Below are 26,004 nucleotides of genomic sequence, written 5' to 3'. Positions count from 1 at the left end.
AAAAGTACCTTAATTAGGCATTTTATATTATTCAGAAACTTCTGAAACTGCATTTTCTTCCAAAATAGGCTCCACAGGTGCATCAACTTGAGCTCCTAAATCGACACCCATTGCTCCTTGCTGGCGTGCAATACCATCAAGAGCAGCACGGGCAAAAAGATCGCAATAAAGAGAAATTGCACGTGAAGCATCATCATTACCTGGTATTGGATGTGTTACGTCATCGGGATCACAATTGGTATCAATAATAGCAATCACTGGAATACCTAAACGCTTTGCTTCTTGGAGTGCAATATTTTCTTTATTCGTATCGATAACAAAGATAAGATCTGGAACAGAACCCATATCTTTAATACCACCAAGCGCACGATTAAGCTTTTCACGATCACGTTCAAGATTTAAACGTTCCTTTTTAGTAAAGCCTTGCGCTTCAGCAGCAAGAATTTTGTCAAGCTTCCGCAAACGATGGATCGAATTGGAAATCGTTTTCCAGTTTGTGAGCATGCCGCCAAGCCAACGTGCATTAACGTAATACTGAGCGGAACGATTCGCCGCATCTGCGATAATGTCAGATGCTTGCCGTTTCGTACCAACAAAGAGAATACGACCACCACGCGCTACAGTATCTGAAACAAGTTTAAGTGCTTGGTGTAAAAGTGGAACGGTCTGAGCAAGGTCAATAATATGGATATTATTACGCTGGCCATAAATATAGGGAGTCATTTTGGGATTCCAGCGATGAGTCTGGTGACCAAAATGCACACCGGCTTCTAAAAGCTGGTGCATAGTAAAATCGGGTAGTGCCATAAATCTTATCCTTTCCGGTTCAACCTCCGCGGAAAAAGCAGGAAGACCTGCTACCGGCGGATGCTTGCTAGAAGTTTCTCACAGATCATTTGCAAACACCCAGACTCCGCGTGTGGAATAGCGCAAACATACTAATATTTGATTCTTTTTCAAGTTATTTTCTTTAATCATTTAATATTTGCATTTTCGCATTGATTAAGATCTTTTCCAAGTTCCAAGAATTCGAGACTGTTCAATTTTGCACGCACTGAAAAAGTTCCATAATCTATATGAAGATCACGCATGACACCATTCTCATGTAAGAGAAAACTGCTACGATAAACCGGCAAACCATCTTTATTTTCTCCATCATCAAAATAAGAAATTGTAACAGGCCAATATTCTTCTTCATCCAATTTTCTTACTTTTTCCGTTTCGCTATCAGATAAAAGCGTCTTCTTTTCCCCTATGACGATACTTTCTTTTATAACTTTATCTGCTTTATTTGTCCCATCAAATACAGTAACATTGTAAAAATGATCTCCTGCTTTTGCATGGCGGATAATATTTTTTAGTTGCATCATTGGAAATTCAGCCATTGCAAGCTTATACTCTTTTTCCTTTGGCTTTTTTAAGGTAACTGTGATACCATCTTGCGTACGCTCCGCAACCCCCTCGGCACGATGCACAACCTCTTCTCCCTCTTGATCTGTAATATTAAAACGAAATGTACGGCTGTCTCCTGTTTCATAACTCGTCGTCTGTTGATCCGTCAAACGTACTGGCATATCTTCAATGTGAACACGGCTAATGAAACGAAAACGTGTGCTATAGCCTTGGCATGCCGAACCAGTAAGCTCGTAAACCATTCGTCCTGACATCGCAGAAATTGTCATTTCATGAGAAACACTATCGAGATGAAAATCATAAATTGCTCGATGAGGCACAATAAAAATGCGCTCTTCAGCTCTCGCAGTACATAAAAAAACAATATATAAAATTATTATAAATAATGATCTAATCATTCCCAACTTCCGAACTTTATCCCCGTTGCATAACATCATACAATAAGGCAAAAAAGGTTAATTTCTCAATTAACCACACATTTTCTTAAATCAAAAAATAGATTATGCAATGAATATATTATAGAGCAGCTATGGAGTTAAAATTATGACCAATATGATTGAAAAAAACTTAGAAAAATTCGGAATCACTCTTCCTGAAGTAATCTCCCCCCTTGCCAATTACATCACCACTTCACAAAGTGGCAATCAACTCTTTATTTCTGGACAACTCCCTCTTATTAATGGAAAACCAATAGCCATCGGTAAAGTTGGTGCAACTGTGAATACCGAACAAGCCCAAAAAGCATCTGAAGCTTGCGCTCTCAATATTCTCGCGCAACTCAAGGCAACTCTGGGTGACTTAAATAAAATAAAACGTGTGGTCAAAATTACTGTTTTTGTGGCTGTAGATTCTCATTTTACCGATATTCCTTTTGTTGCCAATGGAGCTTCTAATTTATTCGTCAATATCCTTGGTGAAATTGGAAAACACGCCCGTTCTGCTATTGGTGTTGCCTCTCTTCCTATGGATGTTCCTGTAGAAGTTGAAGCCATCATAGAAATCTAAACCTTCATTAAGACAGTGCATTATCCTAAATATAACTGAAGTCAAAATACTTCTTTGTCTTACACTCTGATAAACCTTGCATTTTTTCGTTTTTAAATTAGAATCTTAAACTTACGATAAAAGGAAATATTTGTATGAAACAAGCTTATGACAATAACAATATTTTTGCTAAATTGATTCGCAATGAAATCCCTTCTGTTCGGGTCTACGAAGATGATGATGTTATTGGATTTATGGATATCATGCCACAGGCACCAGGTCATACGCTGGTCATTCCTAAAAAAGGCTCTAGAAACTTACTTGATGCAGATCCTGAAACATTATTTCCTGTTATTAAAGCTGTTCAAAAAATTGCAAATGCTGTCAAAAAAGCCTTTCAAGCAGATGGCATAACTGTCATGCAATTTAATGAAGCAGCTAGTCAACAAACCGTCTATCACCTTCATTTTCATATTATACCACGTATGGAGGGAATAGAGCTTACCCCTCATAATGATATGGTAACGCCTCCAGAAATACTTGAAGAGAATGCAAAAAAAATTCGTGCAGCTTTATAACACACTCTTAAGTTGTTGTGCTTTTTTTTCCTACACGTTTTTTTGTAAAGTTTTCCATTTTACTTTTCTTTGAACTTACAGATATATCGGAAGATGAAATTTCTAACTGTAAGCTTTCTTTTTTACCATTTGATTTTTGTGTCAATACGCGAACGGTACCACCATTGCGTAACTTTCCAAATAAAATTTCATCAGCTAATGGCTTTTTAATATATTCTTGTATAACACGCCCTAATGGGCGTGCTCCCATCTGAGAATCATATCCTTTATTAGAAAGCCATAAAGTTGCAGAAGGGCTTAATTCAAAACAAATTCCCCGATCAGCTAATTGTGCTTCAAGCTGAAAAATAAATTTTTGCACTATCTGATTGATGATTAAATGAGATAAAGGTGCAAACGGAATAATTGCATCTAACCGATTACGAAATTCTGGTGTAAATAACCGATTGATTGCTTCTATATCCTCACCATCACGATGTACTTTCCCAAATCCAATAGCTGATTTTGCCATATCTGAAGCACCAGCATTGGTTGTCATAATCAAAATAACATTGCGGAAATCAATTTTCTTACCATTATGGTCTGTTAATCTACCATAATCCATTACCTGCAATAAAATATTAAATAACTCTGGATGCGCTTTCTCAATCTCATCTAGCAATAGAACTGCGTGAGGTTTCTGATCAACGGCATCTGTAAGGAGACCTCCTTGATCAAACCCTATATAACCTGGAGGTGCTCCGATTAAACGTGCTACCGTATGCCGTTCCATATATTCTGACATATCAAAACGCAATAATTCAATGCCTAAAGATGATGCAAGCTGTTTTGCAACTTCAGTTTTTCCTACACCTGTTGGTCCTGAAAATAAATAACTTCCTATTGGTTTATCCGGTTCGCGTAAACCTGCTCGCGCCAATTTTATGGATGAAACTAAGACGGAAATTGCCTGATCTTGACCATAAACAACATGTTTGAGTTCTCTTTCAAGCTTACTCAGTATCTTCTGATCATTCCGGGAAACTGTTTTTGATGGAATTCTTGCAATTGTAGCAACAGTCGCTTCAATTTCTTTAACACCTATACTCTTCTTGCGTTGTTTTTGTGGCAAAAGCTTTTGCGCTGCGCCACTTTCATCAATAATATCAATTGCTTTGTCAGGTAACCTACGGTCAATTATATAACGTGAAGATAATTCTACAGATGCCTTCATCGCCTGATCTGTGTATTTAATCTGATGAAAATCTTCAAAGTAAGGCTTCATCCCCTGCAAAATCTTAATCGCATCTGTAACAGAAGGTTCATTAATATCAATCTTCTGAAAACGACGCTCTAAAGCACGATCTTGTTCAAAGAATTTGCGATATTCTCTGTAAGTCGTCGAACCAATACATCGCATAGTTCCAGAAGATAACACAGGTTTCAAAAGATTTGCTGCATCCATATTTCCCCCTAATGTCGCTCCTGCTCCAATTAAGGTATGAATTTCATCAATAAATAAAATAGCATCTGGATACAGCTCAAACTCTTTAATAACTTGTTTTAAGCGTTCTTCAAAATCACCGCGATAACGTGTACCTGCAACAAGTCCCCCCATATCAAGAGAAAATATTGTTGCATTTGATAAAACTTCAGGCACTTGCCCATCAACAATACGCTTTGCCAACCCCTCAATTATAGCTGTTTTCCCTACTCCAGGATCACCAACCAAAAGCGGATTGTTTTTTGACCTTCGACATAAAATCTGTATCATGCGTGAAATTTCTATTTCACGGCCAATTAATAAATCAATTTTTCCATTACGTGCTTTACAATTGAGATCAACACAATAATTCGTTAAAGCACTTGTTCCTCTTTCACCATTATCCGAAATCTGCTGATCTAATTGCTCTTCAAGTCCTTCAAGTAACATGGATAACCCATCATCACGCGTGACACCCTGTGAAATAAAACGTACAGCATCGTAGCGTGTCATTCCCATCTCTTGAAGAAAATATGCTGCATGGCTTTCACGTTCAGAAAAAATTGCAACAAGAACATTTGCCCCCGATACTTCATCTTTTCCAGCTGATTGTGCATGAATCACCGCACGTTGGATAACACGCTGGAAAAAAGCTGTAGGCTTTGTATCCTCATCAGCTCTAATCTGTTCATCTAACTCTGAGCGAAGATAATTGGTTAAGCGCTCTCGCAATTCCTCCACATCTACTTGGCAAGCCTGAATAACGGAATTTGCATCGGCATCATCTAACAGCGCAAGTAGAAGATGCTCTAGTGTTGCATATTCATGCCGTGCTTGAGTAGCAATTGTTAATGCACGATGCAAAACCTCTTCAAGACTAGGTGTAAAAGATGGCATAGCTCCTCACTTCCATTCCATTACACATTGTAACGGATGTTCATTTTGACGCGCACATTCCCTCACTTGTAATATTTTCATTTCAGCGACTTCATAAGTGTAAGTCCCACATTCTCCTATCCCATTGTGATGAACATTTAACATTATCCGCGTTGCCTCTTCGAAACTTTTTTTAAAAAAGTTCTTCAAAACGAAAACAACAAAATCCATAGGTGTGTAATCATCATTAAGCAAAAAAACTCGACATAATTTAGGTTTTTCGAGTTTTTCTCTAGCCTTAGGCATTATAACCGCACCATGCCTACCTTCATCCCAATTCTTGCCCTTTTCATTATGCATAATATGAGCTATAGAGTTTATTATGAGCATCTGTCCCATTATCGTTTTCCATGCAGCACATTTTTATTAATTTTAAATTCTTTCATAACTATTGCAATACCTGTTTGTATTAGAAAAAAATTTCCCTCTATGGTTAGACTTCAATCACTCACTCATAAAATAACTTCTGTAAACAAATTAGTAATACCATTCGTCTAAACTGCATCAATAAATTACAGAAAAGGAAGCTTTATAGAAGTTTTTTAGGATAAATGGAGAAATAGGATACTGCAAGTGTATATTAATTATCAAAAAATTATGCGCTACTGTAAAACAATAGCAATTTCTTTTGTTATGTTAGCTTTTTCTTACTGTTGGGCATCCGCCACACCTCAAGGCGCCTATCCTGATAAGTATGCGGCTATTGTTATAGATGCTACTACGGGAAAAACTTTATTTCAAGCCAATGCAACACTGAAACGTTATCCTGCTTCTTTAACAAAAATGATGACATTGTACTTACTCTTTGAAGCTATGCAGATGCGTCGTGTGACACCAAATACACCAATTCCTGTTTCACATTATGCAGCAATGCGTCCACCGACAAAAATTGGATTTAAAGCAGGCCAAACAATTTCTGCAGAATCAGCAGCTAAAGCACTCATTACAAGATCCGCAAATGATGTTGCTGCTGCCATTGCAGAATATCTTGGAGGTAGTGAAAAAAAATTCGCTCAAATGATGACAGTAAAAGCTCGTAAACTTGGCATGAAACATACACATTTTGCAAATGCTTCAGGACTTCCGGATGTGCACAATTATTCTACAGCACGAGATATAGCGACTTTGTCATTAGCTTTACGTAAACATTTTCCCAAACAATATAAATTGTTCAAAACAAAAAGTTTTAATTTCCGTGGACATAAAATTAACAGCCACAATAAACTTGTTAAAATAATGAAAGGTGTCGATGGAATTAAAACAGGCTACACACAAATGTCAGGTTCTAATTTAGCAACTTCGATGCGTCTTGAGGGGCGCTCTATTGTCGCTGTTGTTATGGGAGGTAAATCATCTACTGCACGTGACGAGCATATGGCTAGCTTATTGAATCAATATTTGCCCAAAGCAAGCCAAATGAAAAGTGGTGAACGTTTAATAGCTTCTGTACGCTATCACTTACCCACTGGGGCCAATACTCCTATACCGACCATTAAAGCTGATTCAAGTAATTTTGACGATGAAATTTCGACTATGTTGACAGCATTTGCAGAACAACCTAAAAACTCCAATATCGCAATAACGGCTGTCAATAAGGTAATTATACCAATACCGAATCCTCAAAAAACTATACCGGCTGAGACTCATAAAATTGTAACAGTCTCTTTGTCCGAAAATGCCGGATGGGCTATCCAAATTGGTTCTCTTCCTAGTGAAGAACAAGCAAAAACTCTACTTTTAAAAGCAAAAAATATAGCTTTTTCTACTTTAAAGCACGCATCTTCACACATGCAACTGTTTGAAAAAAATGGGCGGCGTTATTACCGAGCGCGCTTTACAGGGTTTCAATCAAAAAAAGCTGCATTTGACGCTTGCTCTACATTAAAGAAAGCAAATTTTAACTGCTATACTGTAGCCTACTAAAAATTTTTGAATTCTGCGTTAAGGATAGTATTATGACAGATAATGCTTTTGCTTCATTCCATAAAAAAGAAATTTTATTGAAGCAATCATCCCTCCTTTCATTGCGTCCTCTTCACGATGCTGCCGCAAAACTTACTGGTTTAAAATATAATTCTACTGCATTAGATACACAGTCTCTTGTTAACCTTCTCATTTGCCAAACAATGCGCAACCGTCGTCTCATAATGCCTCCTGTACGCATTCATTTACGCGTTGCGAGCCAAACTGGTAATGTGCCTATTAAAATCCGTTTAGGAGCAACAAATATTTAATTCTACAGACCCTCTCTAAAAAATTATTTTATTATTAACCATTATCTACAACCTTAGAAAACCTTTTGATAAACATACTTTTTTCTTAAATTGTTGAATTTTCTGACAGCTTTTCCAACTATCCAATATCTCCAAGCTTTCAATAAAACATTGTTAAGGACATAAAAATACCCAATATTTTTCCACTTTTGGATTTAATATAAAAAATTATCCTTGATATCTTTCTGGAAAAAATGAATAGCTTCATTAGATGAAAGCTTATCATTTGGTGGGATTATTGTAAAAGTTCAATAAAGAAAATCCCTCTTAATAACGCTCCCTATACAACATAAACGCTGTAAAAAAAAACAATCTCACTTCTCTTACTTGTATTTATGTCAACAGGCACAGAAAATTGGAAAATACAAATACTATCGATGAAAAAACGTAAATAAATTATCAGATTAAATATTATGATAACGATTCCCATAAGATTTTAATTTATAATTATAATTTATTTTTTGCATATTGAACAAGAGATTTTCGTAAAATACTCTTATTTTACTTCTTATATTGAATCAGTCAAAATCGCTCGCTTGCTCATCACGAGCAAAATTGACATATAAACCATTTACAAAAGGAATCAAAGTATCCCTTATGAATCATTTCAAGTACTAGGATCTTTTGTAATATTGAACGTTGAAAAAAAGGATGATATTGCTGGTTTTCTCCCTTTATAAATAAAGATGCTAATACTCTATAGATTTTATACCATTCATGGAAAACTTACATTATATTATTCATATGCAAGATACTGATTTATAAAGATAATTAATTATTTTGTATGTTAGATGAGAATCTCGAATATCGTAAGATTCTCTCATTTAAAATCTGTTTATGTTGAATCAATCAAAACCGTCTCTTGCATGTTATGAGCGAGATTAGTGTGTAGCGTGAAACTGTACCAAAAAGACTAAAAATGCCTATAATGAACCGTTTCAAATGCCAAGTGCTTTAGTCCCCCTGTACAGAGGGGGGTTCTGGCAAAGTGTGTAACCATGCCAGCGTACTTCTTTTTATTAAGCATAAAGATGGAGACAGCTCAATGGATTTACCGTTATATCATTCACAGGTGCCATCGCGAAATGAGCTTGGGGGCACCTGAGAGATATTTTTTTAAAACGAACTCACGAACGCGTAACACGATAATGTTCTATCGTGTGCATTCTATTCTCATGAGAATTTTTATAAATATTTCTTAATGTATACGTTATTATTTATTTTAATTTTTTTGTCGGTACAAAATTTATAAATAAAAAAGATATTTCCAATATATCTCTTAATTATTGTAAATTAGTGTTTTTTTTCAAGGCATTTTTTACCATACTAGGTAGAAAAAAAACTTCACTTTTAAAAAATTAAAACCTTTAAAATTCTACTTTCTTCATCATAATTATTCAGACTTAAAACAAATTTTCCTTGGATACTCAGGCATAATCTTCCATTACTTAAAAGATATATGGCTATGGAAACTTTTTAAAGCCATAAAACCCAGCTAAAAATAATGGCAGATTGATCACTAATTTTACTTTACGCTTTCTTATTTTTTCCAAATTAAACTTTTTTCCTATTTTAGAGACAAATCAAACAGATGTAGAACACTCTCGCCTCCAAGCTTGCATGAAAAAGCTATTATTCGTTAAGAAAACACTGAATCATCTCAGATTTATTTCAAACTACTACTGCATTAAAGCGGAATTTTGATTTATAAGGAACAAAAAACATAAGCTTTATTAGGAAATACGATCTCTCTCCAAAAAGTCCAGTTATGGATTGAAAAATGTTCCAGCTCTTAACAAGATATCGCATTGACTGCAAGACCACCTTTACTTGTCTCTTTATAGCGTTCACTCATATCATGACCAGTCTGGCGCATTGTTTCTATACAAGCATCAAGAGAAACAAAATGATCTCCATTACCATATAATGCAAGAGAAGAAGCCGTTACCGCCTTAACAGCTCCCATTGCATTACGCTCAATACAAGGCACTTGTACAAGACCTGCAACAGGATCACATGTCATTCCCAAGTGATGTTCAAGCGCAATTTCTGCCGCATTTTCAATTTGAGCTGGTGTTCCACCTAACGCTGCGGTCAACCCTGCTGCGGCCATTGAAGATGCCGTTCCAACTTCACCTTGACACCCAACTTCTGCACCAGAAATAGAGGCATTATGTTTGATAACACCGCCTATAGCTGCTGCCGTTAATAGAAAATTATGTATTCCCTCTCGATCTGAATCATCATTAAACTGAAGATAATAACGCAAAACGGCTGGGACGACACCGGCTGCTCCATTTGTTGGTGCTGTAACAACACGACCACCCGCTGCATTTTCCTCATTGACTGCTATAGCATATACCGAAAGCCAATCATTTGCCCAAAGTGGATAATTGTAATTTTTCTTTTGTTTTTCCAAAAGCGTTTCATGCAGCTTTTTAGCGCGCCTTAAAACACGCAATCCACCAGGCAACTCACCTTCTTGTGAAAGACCTCTATCAATGCAATTTGTCATCGCTGAAAAAATTTCATCAAGCCCTACATCAAGAGAAGAACGCTCTATCTTTGTTTCTTCATTTAAGCGCTTCATTTCAGCAATTGAAAGCCCTGATTTTTCTGCCATTGATAACATTGTACAAGCAGAATCGAATGGATATGGTACCTCAAATGCTTCTGGTTGTATATTATCATTCATATGGCTTAATTCATCCTCAGTCACAACAAAGCCACCACCGATAGAATAATAAATCTGCCGCAACAGAACATTCCCATCAGTATCAAGTCCTTCAAAGGCTAGTCCATTTGTATGTCCAGGGAGGATTTGCTTTCGTTCAAAAATAAGATCACGTTGCACATCAAACTGATAAGCGGGATGACCTTCTGGTTGCACTTTTTTTCACGTATAACTTTTTCTAACAAAAACCCCATGCTATCAGGATCAACAGTAGAAGCTTTTTCTCCTAAAAGTCCTAATATGATAGCTCTATCTGTTGCATGACCAATACCCGTGAAAGCTAAAGAACCATAAAGATAAACACGTATACGAGAAACTTGAACATCAGACGACTGAGAAAAATCTCCTATCTTTTGCAAAAACATATTAGCAGCAGTCATTGGTCCCATCGTATGTGAGCTAGAAGGACCAATCCCAATTTTAAAAAGTTCAAAAACAGATAGAAACACGTATCACCTTAAACTATAGTACAGCTTGAGCATATATGCTTTTTCATAACGTTTCTTCCGTTTAAAATCAAATTGCGAGATAAACTAAAAAAATGACAACAATAAACACGAATGTCGCTCGTCTTGCTACCACCCAACACTTTCTTTCTATAGTGTTTTCCATTAGCCAACCTTTAAAACGGACAATGCCCCTAGAGTCACCACTCCCAATGTTCCAAACGTAGTAAAATAAGTGTTAATATGCAATATTAAAATTCAATAAGGATGAGAAATCTTATCGGAAATATTTTTCATAATGCACTAAGTTCTTCAAAACATATGCTTAATTGTATAAAATATTTTATGGGTATGTTTCAATGAAACGTACAAATTTTTCTAACGATTCTCGTTCTGTCTCAAAATTGTTTTCTGGAGCACTCATATCGCGATAACCAAGTGCCATACCACAGATAATATGGCGATCAGAAGGAATAGATAAAAGCGTACGAATCTGTTTATGATAATCAGCAAAAGCAGCTTGAGGACAGGTATCTAATCCAAATCCACGTGCAGCTAACATAATGGTCTGCATAAACATACCCAAATCAAGCCAACTCCCCATTTCCATGTCGTGATCCATTGTAAATAAGAGTCCTACAGGTGCATCAAAAAATAAAAAATTTCGCGCCTTTTGATGAAGTATTTTTTCTTCATCACCTTTTTGAATTCCAAGACTCTGATAAAGATCCAAACCAACTTTTCGACGCCTTGAAATATAAGGCTCACGCCACTGACGTGGATAATAACTATATTCACGCTCTCCTTTTACACCTGAAAGCACAAGTTGTGAAAGCTCTTGCCCTACTTTCTGTAATACACTTCCTGTAAGCACAATTACTTGCCATGGCTGAATATTTGTTCCAGATGGTGCACGTGCTGCAAGTTTTAAGATTTCTTTGATTGTTTCCAAACTAACTGGCTGATCAGTAAAAGCGCGAATTGACTTTCGTGACAATATAGATTGAAAAACACTCATAGGAGAAACTGTCATTGTTTTTACTTTCTTTATGAAAAATAGTTTTTTCTTATCAAGAATAATATACTGCGAAAATACCTTTGCAGCTTTTTCAAACACTCTATTTCTTTAAATGACTTACACATTTCACGCAGTGGTAAATATTCCCCTTAGAGACGGTATAATCTATCTCTTTTAAGAGAAAGAAATTAGTCTAAAAGAAGACAAAATAAATTTATAATCAATGACTACCCCCCAACTCCGCTAAGCTCTCAAAAAAACTCTCTTCAATTCGTTCTAAATCCTGTAGAAGATCATCAACATCATGCTGCATCTGCTTTAAATCAGTTCGTTTTTTATGAATTCCTGCAATTAATTTCTTAAGCTTTTTCTCATCATCAGGTGGTTTTCCAACCATTGTCAACATATCAGATATTTCAGACAACAAAAATTTTACTCTGTTAGCATACAGGATTTGTTTTAACTTATGACGATCCGTTTATGTATAAATCCGTGTACTTCCACACCGAAAAGGGATAAGAAGTCCCTCTTCTTCATAGCAAAGTTCGAGCTATTATTGAAAACTCACGTGTTAATTTTCCAATTGAATAATATTCGTACATTTTATTATTCTGTCTGCATAGATCACATTGTTATAAGAAATATGTCTATTTTTTATATAACTTAATAAGCACCCCAATCTCTACTTTCCTGCATTCTAATTTATAAGAAAATACATTCTTATCGTACAAGCATTGTATAATAGAGAATCAATTATTTTTTAGATTCCAGAAAAGACTATTGATTTTTCATTATAAGTCTTTTTAAAGCTTTGTAGAAGATATCAATCAAAAAATTTCCTCAAATTCAAAATCAATCATTATTTGATTTGTAGATAATCAACTCTTTTCCTTGAATATGATTTTTGAGTTTCACATATTTGGGAAAAAACTTTCTATACTGCTTTTAGAAATTAAGAAACTTTAAAATAAAGTAACAAAAAAGATAAGCATCATTACAAAACAATAAGCTACTAAAGATGTTTAAAATAACTATCGCCTTATAATTTTTGATATTTTTCAAGAAAATATACAACTTCTGTATTTCGAAATAAAAAAACGTCTGAACGTTCTATTCAGACGTTTTTTATTATGTGATGTTGTATTTAAATTATTCAGCAACGGCCCCAGTTGTCATATTTGTCAACATAGCCTTAGCCACTTCGTTATTACTAGACTTACGCTGCTCATCTACAATCAAATCATCACGAACTGCAGCAATACGACGGATTTGAGAAATTGTACCACCCGTACCTGCTGGAATAAGACGACCGACAATAACGTTCTCTTTAAGTCCTTGCAAAGTATCAATTTTACCAGAAACTGCGGCTTCAGTAAGAACACGTGTTGTTTCCTGAAACGATGCCGCCGAAATGAAAGAAGGCGTTTGAAGAGAAGCTTTTGTAATTCCAAGAAGAATGGGATTACCAGATGCAGGTTTCTTACCTTCTGCAATCAAATTATCATTGATTTCATCAAGTTCAATACGATCAACATTATCACCTGGAATATAACCAGAATCTCCAGATTCAGTAATTTCAACTTTTTGCAACATTTGACGAACAATCACTTCAATGTGCTTATCATTAATAAGAACTCCCTGCAAACGATAAACCTCCTGAATCTCATTAACAAGATAAGATGCCAAAGCTTCAACCCCCTTAATCGCCAAGATGTCATGAGGTGCTGGATTACCATCAAGGATATAATCTCCCTTTTCAATTTGATCGCCTTCTTGGAAGTGGAACAACTTACCTTTTGGAATCAAGTATTCTACTGCCTCAAGAGTTTCATCATTTGGTTCAATAATGATACGACGTTTATTCTTATAACCACGGCCAAATCGAATTGTACCACTAACTTCAGCAATAATCGCATGATCCTTTGGACGACGCGCTTCAAAAAGCTCAGCCACACGAGGAAGACCACCCGTAATATCTTTCGTCTTGGCACTTTCCATTGGCAAACGAGCAATAACATCACCAGCCTTAACATGAGCACCAAGCTCAACAGAAAGAATAGTTTCCACTGACATCATATAACGGGCTTCACCTCCCTTATACAATTTAGCAATGGATTCACCTTCTTTATCCGTGTGAATAATAATAGCTGGTTTAAGATCCGCACCACGTGGATTAGCGCGCCAATCAATCACCAAACGCTTCGTAATACCCGTAGATTCATCAGCTGTTTCAGTGACAGATAAACCATCAATCATATCTTCAAAACCCACATAGCCTTCAACTTCCGTTAAAATTGGACGTGTATAAGGATCCCATTCTGCTATACGTTGGCCACGTTTAACCACATCACCATCATCAACAAAAATATGAGCACCATAGCTAACACGATGTACAACGCGCTCTTTTCCTAATTCATCCTTGATAAGGATAGCCATATTACGCCCCATAACAACCAAATGGCCTTCAGAGTTACGAACCACATTACGATTACGAATCTCCACCTTACCTTCATAAGATGCCTCTAAATACGATGAATCAACAACCTGCGCAGTTCCTCCTAAGTGGAAAGTACGCATAGTAAGCTGTGTTCCCGGCTCACCAATGGATTGAGCAGCAATAACACCAACGGCTTCTCCCTGATTAACAGGTGTTCCACGCGCCAAATCACGACCATAGCATTTTGCACAAACACCAAGACGTGTTTCACATGTTAATGCAGAACGAATTTGAACAGATTGAATCCCAGCTGCTTCAATCTTCGCGACATCAGCTTCCTCAATCATTGCTCCACCTTCAAGGATAACCTCTCCAGAGACAGGATGTAGAATATCAACAAGCGCTGTACGACCAAGAATTCTTTGCCCAAGGGAGGCAACAATTTGTCCTGCATCAACAATCGGCTGCATGGTAAGCCCTTTTGCGGTACCACAATCAACTGCTGAAATAATAGCATCCTGTGCAACATCAACAAGACGCCGTGTTAAATAACCAGAGTTCGCCGTCTTTAACGCGGTATCAGCAAGTCCTTTACGTGCACCATGCGTGGAATTGAAGTATTCATTAACAGTTAGACCTTCTTTAAAATTTGAAATAATGGGTGTTTCAATAATTTCACCCGATGGTTTTGCCATTAATCCACGCATACCGGCCAATTGTCTCATCTGGTTAGCAGAACCACGAGCACCAGAGTGCGACATCATATAGATAGAATTCATCGGCCGTTGACGACCTGTTTTAGGATCAAAATCGACAGCTTGAATACGTTTCATCATTTCATCTGCGACGCGATCTGTACATTTACCCCAAGCATCTACAACCTTATTGTATTTTTCACCTTGTGTAATCAAACCATCATTATATTGCTGTTCGTACTCCTTAGCCAAAGCTTCTGTTTCTGCGACTAAACGCGACTTACTATCAGGAATAACCATATCGTCCTTACCGAATGAAATTCCTGCACGACAAGCATAAGAAAAGCCAAGCTGCATAATACGGTCACAAAAAATAACCGTCTCTTTTTGTCCACAGTGCCGATAAACATGATCAATCATTTTAGAAATGTTCTTTTTCGTCATCTCTTGATTGACAATATCAAATGAGATATCCGCACTTTTTGGCAAAAGCTCACCGATAATCAAACGACCAGGTGTCGTATCATAAAGTTTAGAGACTTCTTTTCCATCCTTCCCCATATTCTTAACACGGCCTTTAATCTTCGTATGAAGCGTTATAACCTTATTTTCCAAGGCATAATGAAGCTCACCTATATCAGAAAAGGCCATTCCTTCACCTGGTTCTTTTTCAGAAACAATTGAAAGATAATAAAGACCAAGAACCATATCCTGTGAGGGAACAATAATGGGAGCACCATTGGCCGGATGAAGAATATTATTGGTGGACATCATCAAAACACGGGCTTCAAGTTGTGCTTCAAGAGAAAGCGGAACATGAACCGCCATCTGATCACCATCAAAATCCGCATTAAAAGCAGTACACACCAATGGATGTAGCTGTATAGCTTTTCCCTCAATCAAGATAGGCTCAAAAGCTTGAATTCCCAAACGGTGCAATGTTGGTGCACGATTGAGCAAAACAGGGTGTTCACGAATAACCTCATCCAAGATATCCCAAACTTCTGGATGTTCTTTTTCAACAAGCTTCTTTGCCTGCTTTACCGTTGATGAATAGCCTTTTGCATCAAGCCGCGCATAAATAAAAGGCTTAAATAATTCAAGAGCCATTTTTTTGGGAAGACCACATTGATGCAATTTTAATTCAGGACCCGTCACGATAACAGAACGCCCCGAGTAATCAACACGCTTCCCAAGTAAGTTCTGACGAAAACGTCCTTGCTTGCCCTTCAACATATCTGATAAAGACTTAAGAGGACGTTTATTGGCTCCAGTAATCACACGCCCACGCCGTCCATTATCAAACAATGCATCAACAGCTTCTTGTACCATACGCTTTTCATTGCGTACGATAATTCCAGGAGCTCGCAATTCAATCAGCCGTTTCAAGCGGTTATTACGATTAATAACACGCCGATAAAGATCATTCAGATCTGATGTCGCAAAACGCCCACCATCAAGCGGAACCAATGGACGCAAATCCGGTGGAATAACCGGAATTGTTTTCATAATCATCCACTCTGGCTTATTTCCAGATTCAAGAAAATTTTCAACGATTTTAAGTCGTTTAATCAATTTTTTCTGCTTTAACTCTGAAGTTGTTTCAGCTAATTCAAGACGCAAATCATTAGCGATTTTATCTAACTCCATACTAGCTAAAAGCTCGTAAATAGCTTCAGCGCCAATCATAGCTGTAAACTGATCTTCTCCAAATTCATCAATAGCAAGCATATATTCTTCTTCAGAAAGAAGCTGATGGAGCTTAAGAGATGTTAACCCTGGTTCGGTTACAATATAATTCTCAAAATAAAGAACCCGTTCAATATCTTTTAAAGTTAAATCTAAAAGTGTAGAAATACGGCCTGGTAATGATTTAAGAAACCATATATGCGCAACGGGTGCCGCAAGTTCAATATGCCCCATACGCTCACGACGTACGCGCGAAAGAGTAACCTCTACACCACATTTTTCACAAATAATGCCCTTATACTTCATGCGTTTATATTTGCCACATAGACATTCATAGTCCTTAATAGGGCCAAATATACGTGCACAAAAAAGACCATCACGTTCTGGTTTAAAAGTCCGATAATTAATAGTCTCAGGCTTCTTAATCTCACCATACGACCAGGACAAAATTTTCTCAGGACTCGCAATAGAAATACGAATAGAGTCAAATGTCTGCGCTGGCGCTTGAGGATTGAAAAGATTCATGACCTCGTGGTTCATGCTGTTCTCCTTCAAAGATTCTTAGAACCTGTTGTAATATCTCATTTATTTTATAACAGATCTTCTTTAAAATACATTTACTTTTAAAAATGACCTGTATAGCCTTAATAAGGTTATTGAGCCTCTTAAAGTAATAAGAGCGCAGCCCTTTTCTAGTGCGCTCCTTGAATTATTATTCTGCCGTATCAGACAATGCCCGCTGTGCAATAAGTTCACGCGCATCATCAAGCTCCACATTAAGAGCAAGTGAGCGCATTTCTTTTACCAACACATTAAAGCTTTCGGGTATACCTGCCTCAAATGTATCATCACCACGCACAATTGCCTCATAGACTTTTGTTCGACCAGCCACATCATCTGATTTTACTGTTAGCATCTCCTGCAAAGTGTATGCAGCACCATAAGCTTCAAGCGCCCATACCTCCATTTCACCAAAACGCTGACCACCAAATTGTGCCTTACCTCCTAATGGCTGCTGCGTAACAAGTGAATAGGGACCAATAGAACGCGCATGAATCTTATCATCAACAAGGTGATGCAATTTCAACATGTAAATATATCCCACCGTTACTGGACGATCAAAAGGCTCCCCAGTACGACCATCATAAAGCGTAACCTGCCCTGAACTATCTAAGCCTGCGTCTTCCAGCATCATGTTAATATCAGACTCATGTGCTCCATCAAAAACAGGCGTTGCAATTGAAACCCCTTTCTTCATCTGCAATGCCAATTTGTAAAGGCTTTCATTATCATACTGACGAACTGGTTCATTATGATTATCATCAGGCATAAGATTTTCAATACGCTGACGCAACGGCAATATATCCCCAGTCTCTTGATATAACTCTAACAAAGCACCAATCTTCTTGCCCATCCCCGCACATGCCCAACCAAGATGCGTTTCAAGAATTTGTCCAACATTCATACGACTAGGCACACCCAGCGGATTCAAGACGATATCAGCATGGGTCCCATCTTCAAGAAATGGCATATCTTCTACGGGAAGAATACGTGAAACAACACCCTTATTCCCGTGACGTCCCGCCATCTTGTCACCTGGTTGGATTTTGCGCTTCACAGCCACAAAAACTTTCACCATTTTCATGACACCAGGAGGCATTTCATCACCTCTTTGGACCTTTTCAACCTTATCCATAAAGCGACGTTGTAATGCTTCTTTTGATTCATCATATTGCTTGCGCAAAGCTTCAATTTCATTTTGAAGCTTTTCATCCTCAACAGCAAATTGCCACCACTGGGATCGCGGATAATGCCCCATTACTGTACTATCAAGCTTTTTACTACCCGAAAAGCCTTTCGGACCTTCTACAGCAACTTTACCTGTCAACATATCGGTGAGGCGCGCATAAACATTGCGATCAAGAATAGACTGTTCATCATCACGGTCTTTTGCTAAACGCTCAATTTCTTCACGCTCAATTGCCATCGCACGTTCATCTTTTTCCACGCCATGGCGATTAAAAACGCGAACTTCAACAACAGTACCAAAAGTCCCAGGAGGCATACGCATAGAAGTATCACGAACATCGGATGCCTTTTCCCCAAAAATTGCACGCAGAAGCTTTTCTTCCGGCGTCATGGGACTTTCACCTTTCGGGGTAATCTTTCCAACTAAAATATCACCTGGTTGAACTTCAGCACCAATATAAATAATGCCAGCTTCATCAAGATTTCTTAACGCTTCTTCCGCAACATTAGGAATGTCGCGCGTAATTTCCTCAGGTCCAAGTTTTGTATCGCGTGCCGCAACTTCAAATTCCTCGATATGAATTGAAGTAAACACATCATCAGCAACAATGCGCTCGGATAACAAAATAGAATCTTCATAATTGTATCCATTCCAAGGCATAAAGGCTACGAGAACATTCCGCCCAAGAGCCAAATCACCAAGATCCGTGGATGGACCATCTGCAATGATATCACCTTTCTCTACCCTATCACCGACATGTACAAGAGGACGCTGATTAATACAAGTGGACTGATTAGAACGCTGAAATTTCTGTAAGCGGTAAATATCAACGCCTGATTTTGAAGGATCTAAATCTTCTGTTGCACGGATAACAATACGGGTAGCATCGACTTGATCAACAACACCACTACGTTTTGCACTCACAGCAGCTCCTGAATCGCGCGCAACAATAGATTCCATTCCCGTCCCAACAAATGGCGCTTCAGCGCGTACAAGAGGAACTGCTTGACGCTGCATGTTCGATCCCATAAGCGCACGATTCGCATCATCATTTTCCAAAAAAGGAATAAGCGCTGCTGCAACTGAAACCAACTGTTTTGGTGAAACATCCATCAAATCAACATGATCACGCGGCGCCATTAAAACTTCACCAGCATGACGGCAAACAACAAACTCTTCTATAAAACGACCTTCGTTATCTAATGAAGAATTAGCCTGAGCGACATAATGCTTTGCTTCTTCCATCGCTGAAAGATAAATAACTTCTTTTGTGACTTTTCCATCAATAATTTTTCGATATGGGCTTTCAATAAAGCCATATTTGTTAACTCGCGCAAATGTTGCTAAGGAGTTAATCAGACCAATATTGGGGCCTTCTGGTGTTTCAATCGGACAAATACGACCATAATGCGTAGGATGTACGTCACGGACTTCAAAACCCGCACGTTCACGAGTCAAACCACCTGGACCAAGAGCAGAAAGACGGCGCTTATGGGTAATTTCTGACAATGGATTGGTTTGATCCATAAACTGCGACAATTGTGAAGACCCAAAAAATTCACGGACTGCTGCTGCCGCAGGCTTTGCATTGATCAAATCCTGTGGCATAACTGTATCAATTTCAACCGATGACATACGCTCTTTTATCGCACGTTCCATACGAAGAAGACCAATGCGATATTGATTTTCCATCAACTCCCCGACGGAACGAACGCGACGGTTGCCAAGATTATCAATATCATCAATTTCACCACGTCCATCACGCAATTCAACCAACATCTTAACAACAGCAAGAATATCCTCTTGGCGTAAAATGCGAACTGTGTCTGGACAATCAAGATCCATACGTAAATTCATCTTAACACGCCCGACAGCTGAAAGATCATAACGCTCTGGATCAAAAAACAATGAATGGAACATTGCTTCTGCTGTATCGATTGTTGGAGGTTCACCTGGACGCATCACCCGGTAAATATCAAATAACGCATCCTGCCGACTTTCATTTTTATCCACCTTCAAAGTATTGCGGATGTAAGCGCCAATATTCATGTGATCAATATCAAGAATATTGACTTGATCAGCACTAACATCGAGCAGAACTTTTAATACTTTTTCGTCAATTTCATCACCAGCTTCAAGGTAGATTTCACCTGTTTCGTAATTGACGATATCTTCGGCTAGATAACAACCTAATAAATCATCTTCACTAACTTTAACCGCTTTAAGTCCTTTTTCTACCAAAGACTTCGCAGTACGAACTGTTAATTTTTTACCAGCCTCCGCAACGACTTCACCACTATCTGCATCTATAAGGTCAGAAATGAGCTTCATTCCTTTAAAGCGATCCACAGAATAAGGAACTCGCCATCCTTCTCCATCACGCTCATAAGTCACTTTATCATAAAACGTCGATAAAATATCCGACGCATCCATACCTAATGCCATCAAAAGACTAGTAACAGGAATCTTGCGCCGTCGATCAATACGCGCATAAATGATGTCCTTAGCATCAAACTCAATATCAAGCCAAGAACCACGATACGGAATAACACGAGCAGCAAAAAGAAGCTTTCCTGATGAATGGGACTTTCCTTTATCATGGTCAAAAAAGACACCAGGAGAACGATGCATCTGAGAAACAATAACACGCTCCGTACCATTAACAATAAAGGTACCATTCGTCGTCATTAAAGGCATATCGCCCATATAAACGCCTTGCTCTTTAATGTCTTTGATATCTTTGGAGCCAGTATCCTCATCAACATCAAAAACAATCAAACGCAATATGACCTTTAATGGGGCAGCATAAGTTAAATCACGTTGACGGCACTCTTCAACATCAAATTTTGGTAAATCAAATTCATAACCTACAAACTCAAGCATAGCTGTACCGGAAAAATCTGAAATAGGAAAAACCGATTTAAAAACAGCTTGCAAACCTTCATCTGGTCGCCCACCTTTCGGTTCCTCAACCATGAGAAATTGATCGTATGAGGCTTTTTGAACCTCAATAAGATTCGGCATTTCTGCTACTTCAGGAATCTTACCAAAAAATTTCCGTACGCGCTTACGACCATTGAATTGAGACATCATTGCGTGAGTCTGAGCCATCGTCGCTCCTTGATCTTTACTCTTCAAGGTAGACCAACCTTGAAAGCCTTATACCATTAACCTGCATATGCAGACCAGTTCACTTGACACTCAATAATGAGCATCATTAACTTTCCCCACCAACATAAGCCATTTATCTCTTTGACTCTATGATGAAGGGGTAAGTAATCCAAACCTATCCCATTCCTGTTACGAAACCATTGGGAAAAGTTTTTTACTCATTATTTTCCCTCTTTGTATTAAGAGAAAGAAAATCGGCGAACATAAATGCCCGCCGATAAAATTAAATTTACTTAAGTTCCACCTTAGCACCGGCAGCTTCAAGTTGAGATTTAATTTTTTCTGCTTCTTCTTTAGAAGCAGCCTCTTTAATAGGCTTAGGTGCACCTTCAACCAGATCTTTAGCTTCTTTAAGACCAAGTCCAGTAAGAGCACGAACTTCCTTAATAACATTAATTTTTTGTGCGCCACCTTCAACAAGAATAACATCAAATTCTGTTTTTTCTTCAGCAGCTGGAGCAGCAGCACCAGCAACAGCAGCGACAGCTACAGGAGCAGCAGCCGAAACTCCCCACTTTTCTTCAAGTAACTTAGAAAGCTCAGCGGCTTCCAAAAGGGTTAGATTAGAAAGGTCTTCTACGATCTTCTCTAGATCAGCCATTTTTAAATTCCTTCAATTAAAAGATTTGAACCATTATTAAATCTTATTCAAAAAAACAGAAAAGCATTAAAGCTCTTCCATAAACGTGAATACAAACAGCCTTAAGCCGCCTTATCCTCCTGAGCATATGCTCCAATGACACGTGCAACCTGACCAGCAGGGGCATTAACAACCTGTGCAATACGGGTCGCAGGGGTAGAAATCATACCCACAAGTTTTGCACGCAACTCGTTTAATGAAGGCAATGAAGCCAATGACTTCACAGCATCTACAGTTAAACTTGTTGCACCCATTGAACCGCCAAGTATGACAAATTTGTCATTGCTTTTCGCAAAATCAACAGCAACTTTCGGTGCTGTGATTGGATCTTCTGAATAAGCAATAAGTGTTTGTCCAGTAAACAAACCCACTATCGATTCAGATTCCGTGCCCTGAAGAGCGATTTTAGCAAGACGGTTTTTGGCGACCTTAACGGCACCGCCAGCTTCACCCATTTTCGAACGCAGATCATTCATCTGTGAAACTGTCAGACCGGAATAATGTGCAACAACAACAGAACCAGACTTCCGAAAAGCCTCGTTAAGCCATGTAACAAATTCGCGTTTTTCCGCTCTATTCACTGTCTCTCTCCATTTAACAGATTTGCTTAAAACAAACCTGTTGGTTACCTTTGATAACATAAAATACTTCATGTCACCGATGAGGATCCTGTCCCCTTTTTCACGCACAGCGTTCAAAGGCAACCTTGGCTCAAACCCTTTAAGTCTTTTAACTCTCAGTTTTTACCCCAGTCTCATGCAGGTTTTTTTGATTAAGATACTTAAAAGCATCACCTACAATCTCGGACAGGATATTCCGGAATTTCTCCCGGTACAACCTAAGCCCTATAAAGCTTAGATAGCGAGCTGATCAAAATCAGCATTTTAAATACAATTTTGATATTCCCATACCCCAAAACAAAATTATAAATCAGCTTATACTAGCTCTGAACGAACCGTTGCTGGATCAACTTTAACACCAATTCCCATAGTCGACGAAACAGCAACGCGCTTAATATACTCACCTTTTGCACCTTGCGGTTTGGCTTTAATAACTGCACTTGCAAAGGCTTTTATATTTTCTACGATTTTTTCAACACCAAAAGAAGCCTTACCAATACCAGCATGCACAATACCAGCTTTTTCCACACGAAACTCAACAGCACCACCTTTAGAAGCTTTGACAGCACCGGCGACATCAAGTGTTACAGTACCAACTTTCGGATTCGGCATCAAACTCCGTGGACCAAGAATCTTACCAAGACGACCAACAAGAGGCATCATGTCTGGCGTTGCAATACAACGATCAAAATCTATAGTCCCTCTATTAACGCTTTCAAATAAATCTTCGGCACCCACAATATCAGCTCCTGCCGCCTTAGCTTCCTCAGCCTTATCCCCACGAGCAAAAACGGCAACACGAATATTTCTCCCTGTTCCATTAGGCAAATAAGCAACGCCTCGAACCATTTGATCAGCATGACGAGGATCAACACCCAAGTTCATTGAAATTTCGATTGTTTCATCAAACTTAGCAACGGCACGCTCCTTAACCATTGAAACGGCATCTTTTAAAGCGTAGAGTTCATTAAAATCAATATCTTTTCGGATATTTTTTATTCTTTTTGCTACTTTTGCCATAATATTAGCCCACCACTTCCAAGCCCATCGAGCGAGCAGAACCTTCAACCATACGCATTGCTGCCTCAATGTCATTCGCATTAAGATCTTTCATCTTTGATTCCGCAATCGAACGAATTTTATCGCGAGAAATGCTTCCTACAGACACTTTACCAGGCTCTTTTGAGCCAGATTTCAGGTTTGCTTCCTTCTTTAAAAAGAATGATACAGGAGGCGTCTTGAGAGAAAAGGTGAAAGACTTATCTTGGTAATACGTAATAACAACTGGAATCGGTGCCCCCTTTTCCATTTCTTGTGTCGCTGCATTAAACGCCTTACAAAATTCCATGATATTAATACCACGCTGCCCAAGAGCTGGACCAATTGGTGGAGATGGAGTAGCAGCTCCTGCAGGAACCTGCAACTTAAGCTGACCTATACTTTTTTTTGCCATAACAATCTGCCTTTAATTTCACTGGTATACTGACAATTCATCTTGCCCGTTACCCGCTTGCAGTCACGTGGTTCGGATCATTAAGCCGACAAAAGCTATAAATCACCTCCCACTCCTTCCTTAAAGTAATTAAAACTACTCTAAGTTTAATCAGAGTTTTTCAACCTGACCAAATTCCAAATCAACAGGCGTAGGACGCCCAAAAATAAGCACTTCAACCTTAAGACGAGAGCGCTCTTCTTCAACCTCTTGAACAATTCCATTAAACGAAACAAAAGGACCATCAGCAACGCGAACTTGCTCTCCAACCTCAAACAATACAGAGGACTTTGGAGACTCAACCCTTTCCTGAACTTGTTTGAGAATTTGCTCAACCTCTCGATCAGAAATAGGAACAGGACGCGCATCCGACCCTAAAAAACCTGTCACTTTAGGCGTATTCTTAATAAGATGATAAACTTCATCTGTTAACTCAGCACGAACAAGAACATAACCAGGAAAAAATTTTCGCTCAGTATCAACTTTGCGTCCACGACGAACCTCTACAACACGCTCTGTTGGAACAAAAATCTTTTCAAAAAGATGATCAAGTCCCTTTTGCTTTGCCTCCTTATCAATAGCTTCCGCTACTTTCTTTTCAAAATTTGAATATGCCTGAACAATATACCAACGAGCTGCCACAGTCACACTTCCTTACATTCTCAACTAAAAAGATATTTCAGAAGATCAATAACCCGCCAAACACCAAAATGCATAACCTGATCCACAATAAAAAAGAAAGCTGAAGCCAATGCAGTTACCAACAAAACCATAATAGTAGAAATAACCGTCTCACGACGTGTAGGCCATTTCACTTTAATTGTTTCTGCATAAACCTGCTTCAAAAAGGTAATCGGATTGGTTTTAGATGCCATCGTCACACTATACTCTCTCTAGTCCTATTGTGTTTTATAGAACAAAATAAACAGGAAAAAACGCAAAAGCCAACTTTCAGACTTATGCAATTTCCTTACTTTCTATTCAATACCGTTTCACACACAAAAAAACAAGCCCCATATCAAAAAAAGCGAAAAAGGCAGCAAAATCCACTCCCTTATATGTAAAACCCCCCTTTGGCAGGGGCAGCAGGACTTGAACCCGCGACCTGCGGTTTTGGAGACCGCCGCTCTACCAACTGAGCTATACCCCTAACTCTCAAAACTAAAACACTTTTAACACCCCTTTAACAAGCATTATTTATTCAATGATCTTAGAGACGATACCGGCACCAACAGTACGACCACCTTCACGAATAGCAAAACGAAGTTTCTCTACCATCGCTATCGGAACGATCAACGAAACCTCCATCGCAACATTGTCACCTGGCATAACTATTTCCGTTCCTTCTGGAAGCGTAACAATACCTGTAACATCCGTCGTACGGAAGTAAAACTGAGGACGACAATTCGTGAAAAATGGTGTATGACGTCCACCTTCATCTTTTGTCAAAATGTAAGCTTCTGCTTTAAAACGTGTATGAGGTGTAACGGATCCTGGCTTCGCCAACACTTGACCACGCTCAATCCCTTCACGGTCAACACCACGAAGCAGAGCTCCTATATTATCACCCGCTTGCCCCTGATCTAAAAGCTTGCGGAACATTTCAACGCCTGTAACCGTCGTCTTAGACGTTGGACGAATACCGATAATCTCGATTTCCTCTCCA

Annotated in this window: 19 protein-coding genes, 1 tRNA gene and 1 pseudogene; 4 read left to right on the top strand and 17 right to left on the bottom strand. The window is 38.5% G+C overall.

Going from position 1 to position 26,004, the window contains the following annotated elements:
* Positions 1–27: 27 nt before the first annotated feature.
* Positions 28–807, bottom strand: coding sequence for a 30S ribosomal protein S2 (gene rpsB / locus ACFIMM_RS08930; protein WP_375682810.1), 780 nt, complete (start codon positions 805–807; stop codon positions 28–30).
* A 167-nt stretch (positions 808–974) separates the two neighbouring features.
* Positions 975–1,811, bottom strand: a complete 837-nt coding sequence (locus ACFIMM_RS08925; protein WP_375612121.1) for a cell envelope integrity EipB family protein — start codon at positions 1,809–1,811, stop codon at positions 975–977.
* Between the two features lie 145 nt (positions 1,812–1,956).
* On the opposite strand from ACFIMM_RS08925, the gene ACFIMM_RS08920 reads away from it, so the two are divergent.
* Both ACFIMM_RS08920 and ACFIMM_RS08915 read left to right on the top strand, forming a co-directional pair.
* On the top strand, positions 1,957–2,418 hold the full coding sequence (locus ACFIMM_RS08920; RefSeq protein WP_375607219.1) for a RidA family protein: 462 nt from the start codon (positions 1,957–1,959) through the stop codon (positions 2,416–2,418).
* Positions 2,419–2,552: 134 nt separating this feature from the next.
* Entirely contained in the window at positions 2,553–2,975 is a 423-nt protein-coding gene (locus tag ACFIMM_RS08915) for an HIT family protein (protein WP_375607220.1), read from the top strand.
* A 7-nt stretch (positions 2,976–2,982) separates the two neighbouring features.
* Here ACFIMM_RS08915 and clpA read toward each other — a convergent pair whose 3' ends face one another.
* Both clpA and clpS read right to left on the bottom strand, forming a co-directional pair.
* Positions 2,983–5,334, bottom strand: coding sequence for an ATP-dependent Clp protease ATP-binding subunit ClpA (clpA, locus tag ACFIMM_RS08910; RefSeq protein ID WP_375613468.1), 2,352 nt, complete (start codon positions 5,332–5,334; stop codon positions 2,983–2,985).
* Positions 5,335–5,340: 6 nt separating this feature from the next.
* Positions 5,341–5,712, bottom strand: coding sequence for an ATP-dependent Clp protease adapter ClpS (gene clpS, locus ACFIMM_RS08905; RefSeq protein ID WP_375612119.1), 372 nt, complete (start codon positions 5,710–5,712; stop codon positions 5,341–5,343).
* Between the two features lie 234 nt (positions 5,713–5,946).
* On the opposite strand from clpS, the gene ACFIMM_RS08900 reads away from it, so the two are divergent.
* Together ACFIMM_RS08900 and ACFIMM_RS08895 are read left to right on the top strand one after the other, a co-directional pair.
* Positions 5,947–7,296, top strand: coding sequence for a D-alanyl-D-alanine carboxypeptidase (locus tag ACFIMM_RS08900; protein ID WP_375629618.1), 1,350 nt, complete (start codon positions 5,947–5,949; stop codon positions 7,294–7,296).
* Positions 7,297–7,328: 32 nt separating this feature from the next.
* Positions 7,329–7,607, top strand: coding sequence for a hypothetical protein (locus ACFIMM_RS08895; protein ID WP_375629616.1), 279 nt, complete (start codon positions 7,329–7,331; stop codon positions 7,605–7,607).
* A gap of 1,831 nt (positions 7,608–9,438) precedes the next feature.
* Here ACFIMM_RS08895 and ACFIMM_RS08890 read toward each other — a convergent pair.
* From ACFIMM_RS08890 to ACFIMM_RS08830, 13 genes and pseudogenes are all read right to left on the bottom strand, one after another.
* Positions 9,439–10,829, bottom strand: a pseudogene (locus ACFIMM_RS08890) (L-serine ammonia-lyase).
* A 340-nt stretch (positions 10,830–11,169) separates the two neighbouring features.
* Positions 11,170–11,859 (bottom strand): nitroreductase, encoded by a 690-nt coding sequence (locus ACFIMM_RS08885; protein ID WP_375612167.1) that lies wholly within the window; start codon positions 11,857–11,859, stop codon positions 11,170–11,172.
* A gap of 205 nt (positions 11,860–12,064) precedes the next feature.
* Positions 12,065–12,268 (bottom strand): hypothetical protein, encoded by a 204-nt coding sequence (locus tag ACFIMM_RS08880; protein ID WP_375613464.1) that lies wholly within the window; start codon positions 12,266–12,268, stop codon positions 12,065–12,067.
* A 725-nt stretch (positions 12,269–12,993) separates the two neighbouring features.
* On the bottom strand, positions 12,994–17,205 hold the full coding sequence (gene rpoC / locus ACFIMM_RS08875; protein ID WP_375613463.1) for a DNA-directed RNA polymerase subunit beta': 4,212 nt from the start codon (positions 17,203–17,205) through the stop codon (positions 12,994–12,996).
* A gap of 172 nt (positions 17,206–17,377) precedes the next feature.
* Positions 17,378–21,526, bottom strand: coding sequence for a DNA-directed RNA polymerase subunit beta (rpoB, locus tag ACFIMM_RS08870; RefSeq protein ID WP_375612113.1), 4,149 nt, complete (start codon positions 21,524–21,526; stop codon positions 17,378–17,380).
* A 289-nt stretch (positions 21,527–21,815) separates the two neighbouring features.
* Positions 21,816–22,187: a 50S ribosomal protein L7/L12 gene (gene rplL / locus ACFIMM_RS08865; RefSeq protein ID WP_273790654.1), complete on the bottom strand. Its 372-nt coding sequence runs from the start codon at positions 22,185–22,187 to the stop codon at positions 21,816–21,818.
* Between the two features lie 101 nt (positions 22,188–22,288).
* Complete coding sequence (rplJ, locus tag ACFIMM_RS08860) at positions 22,289–22,807, bottom strand: 50S ribosomal protein L10 (protein WP_012755027.1); 519 nt, start codon at positions 22,805–22,807, stop codon at positions 22,289–22,291.
* Positions 22,808–23,161: 354 nt separating this feature from the next.
* On the bottom strand, positions 23,162–23,866 hold the full coding sequence (rplA, locus tag ACFIMM_RS08855) for a 50S ribosomal protein L1 (protein ID WP_375612112.1): 705 nt from the start codon (positions 23,864–23,866) through the stop codon (positions 23,162–23,164).
* Positions 23,867–23,870: 4 nt separating this feature from the next.
* Positions 23,871–24,299, bottom strand: a complete 429-nt coding sequence (gene rplK, locus ACFIMM_RS08850) for a 50S ribosomal protein L11 (protein ID WP_273723157.1) — start codon at positions 24,297–24,299, stop codon at positions 23,871–23,873.
* Positions 24,300–24,449: 150 nt separating this feature from the next.
* Complete coding sequence (gene nusG, locus ACFIMM_RS08845; protein WP_273790740.1) at positions 24,450–24,980, bottom strand: transcription termination/antitermination protein NusG; 531 nt, start codon at positions 24,978–24,980, stop codon at positions 24,450–24,452.
* Between the two features lie 20 nt (positions 24,981–25,000).
* Positions 25,001–25,213 carry a preprotein translocase subunit SecE gene (secE, locus tag ACFIMM_RS08840; RefSeq protein ID WP_273790652.1) on the bottom strand — a complete coding sequence of 71 codons (213 nt, stop codon included), beginning with the start codon at positions 25,211–25,213 and terminating at the stop codon, positions 25,001–25,003.
* Between the two features lie 199 nt (positions 25,214–25,412).
* A tRNA-Trp gene (locus ACFIMM_RS08835) sits at positions 25,413–25,488 on the bottom strand.
* A 47-nt stretch (positions 25,489–25,535) separates the two neighbouring features.
* Positions 25,536–26,004, bottom strand: a 469-nt coding sequence (locus tag ACFIMM_RS08830) for an EF-Tu/IF-2/RF-3 family GTPase (protein WP_375692702.1), incomplete at its 5' end; no start/stop codon positions are given.

The organism is Bartonella sp. AP258QHHD, from assembly GCF_042196145.1.
Lineage (GTDB): Bacteria > Pseudomonadota > Alphaproteobacteria > Rhizobiales > Rhizobiaceae > Bartonella.
This window is presented reverse-complemented; position numbering and strand designations above follow the sequence as displayed.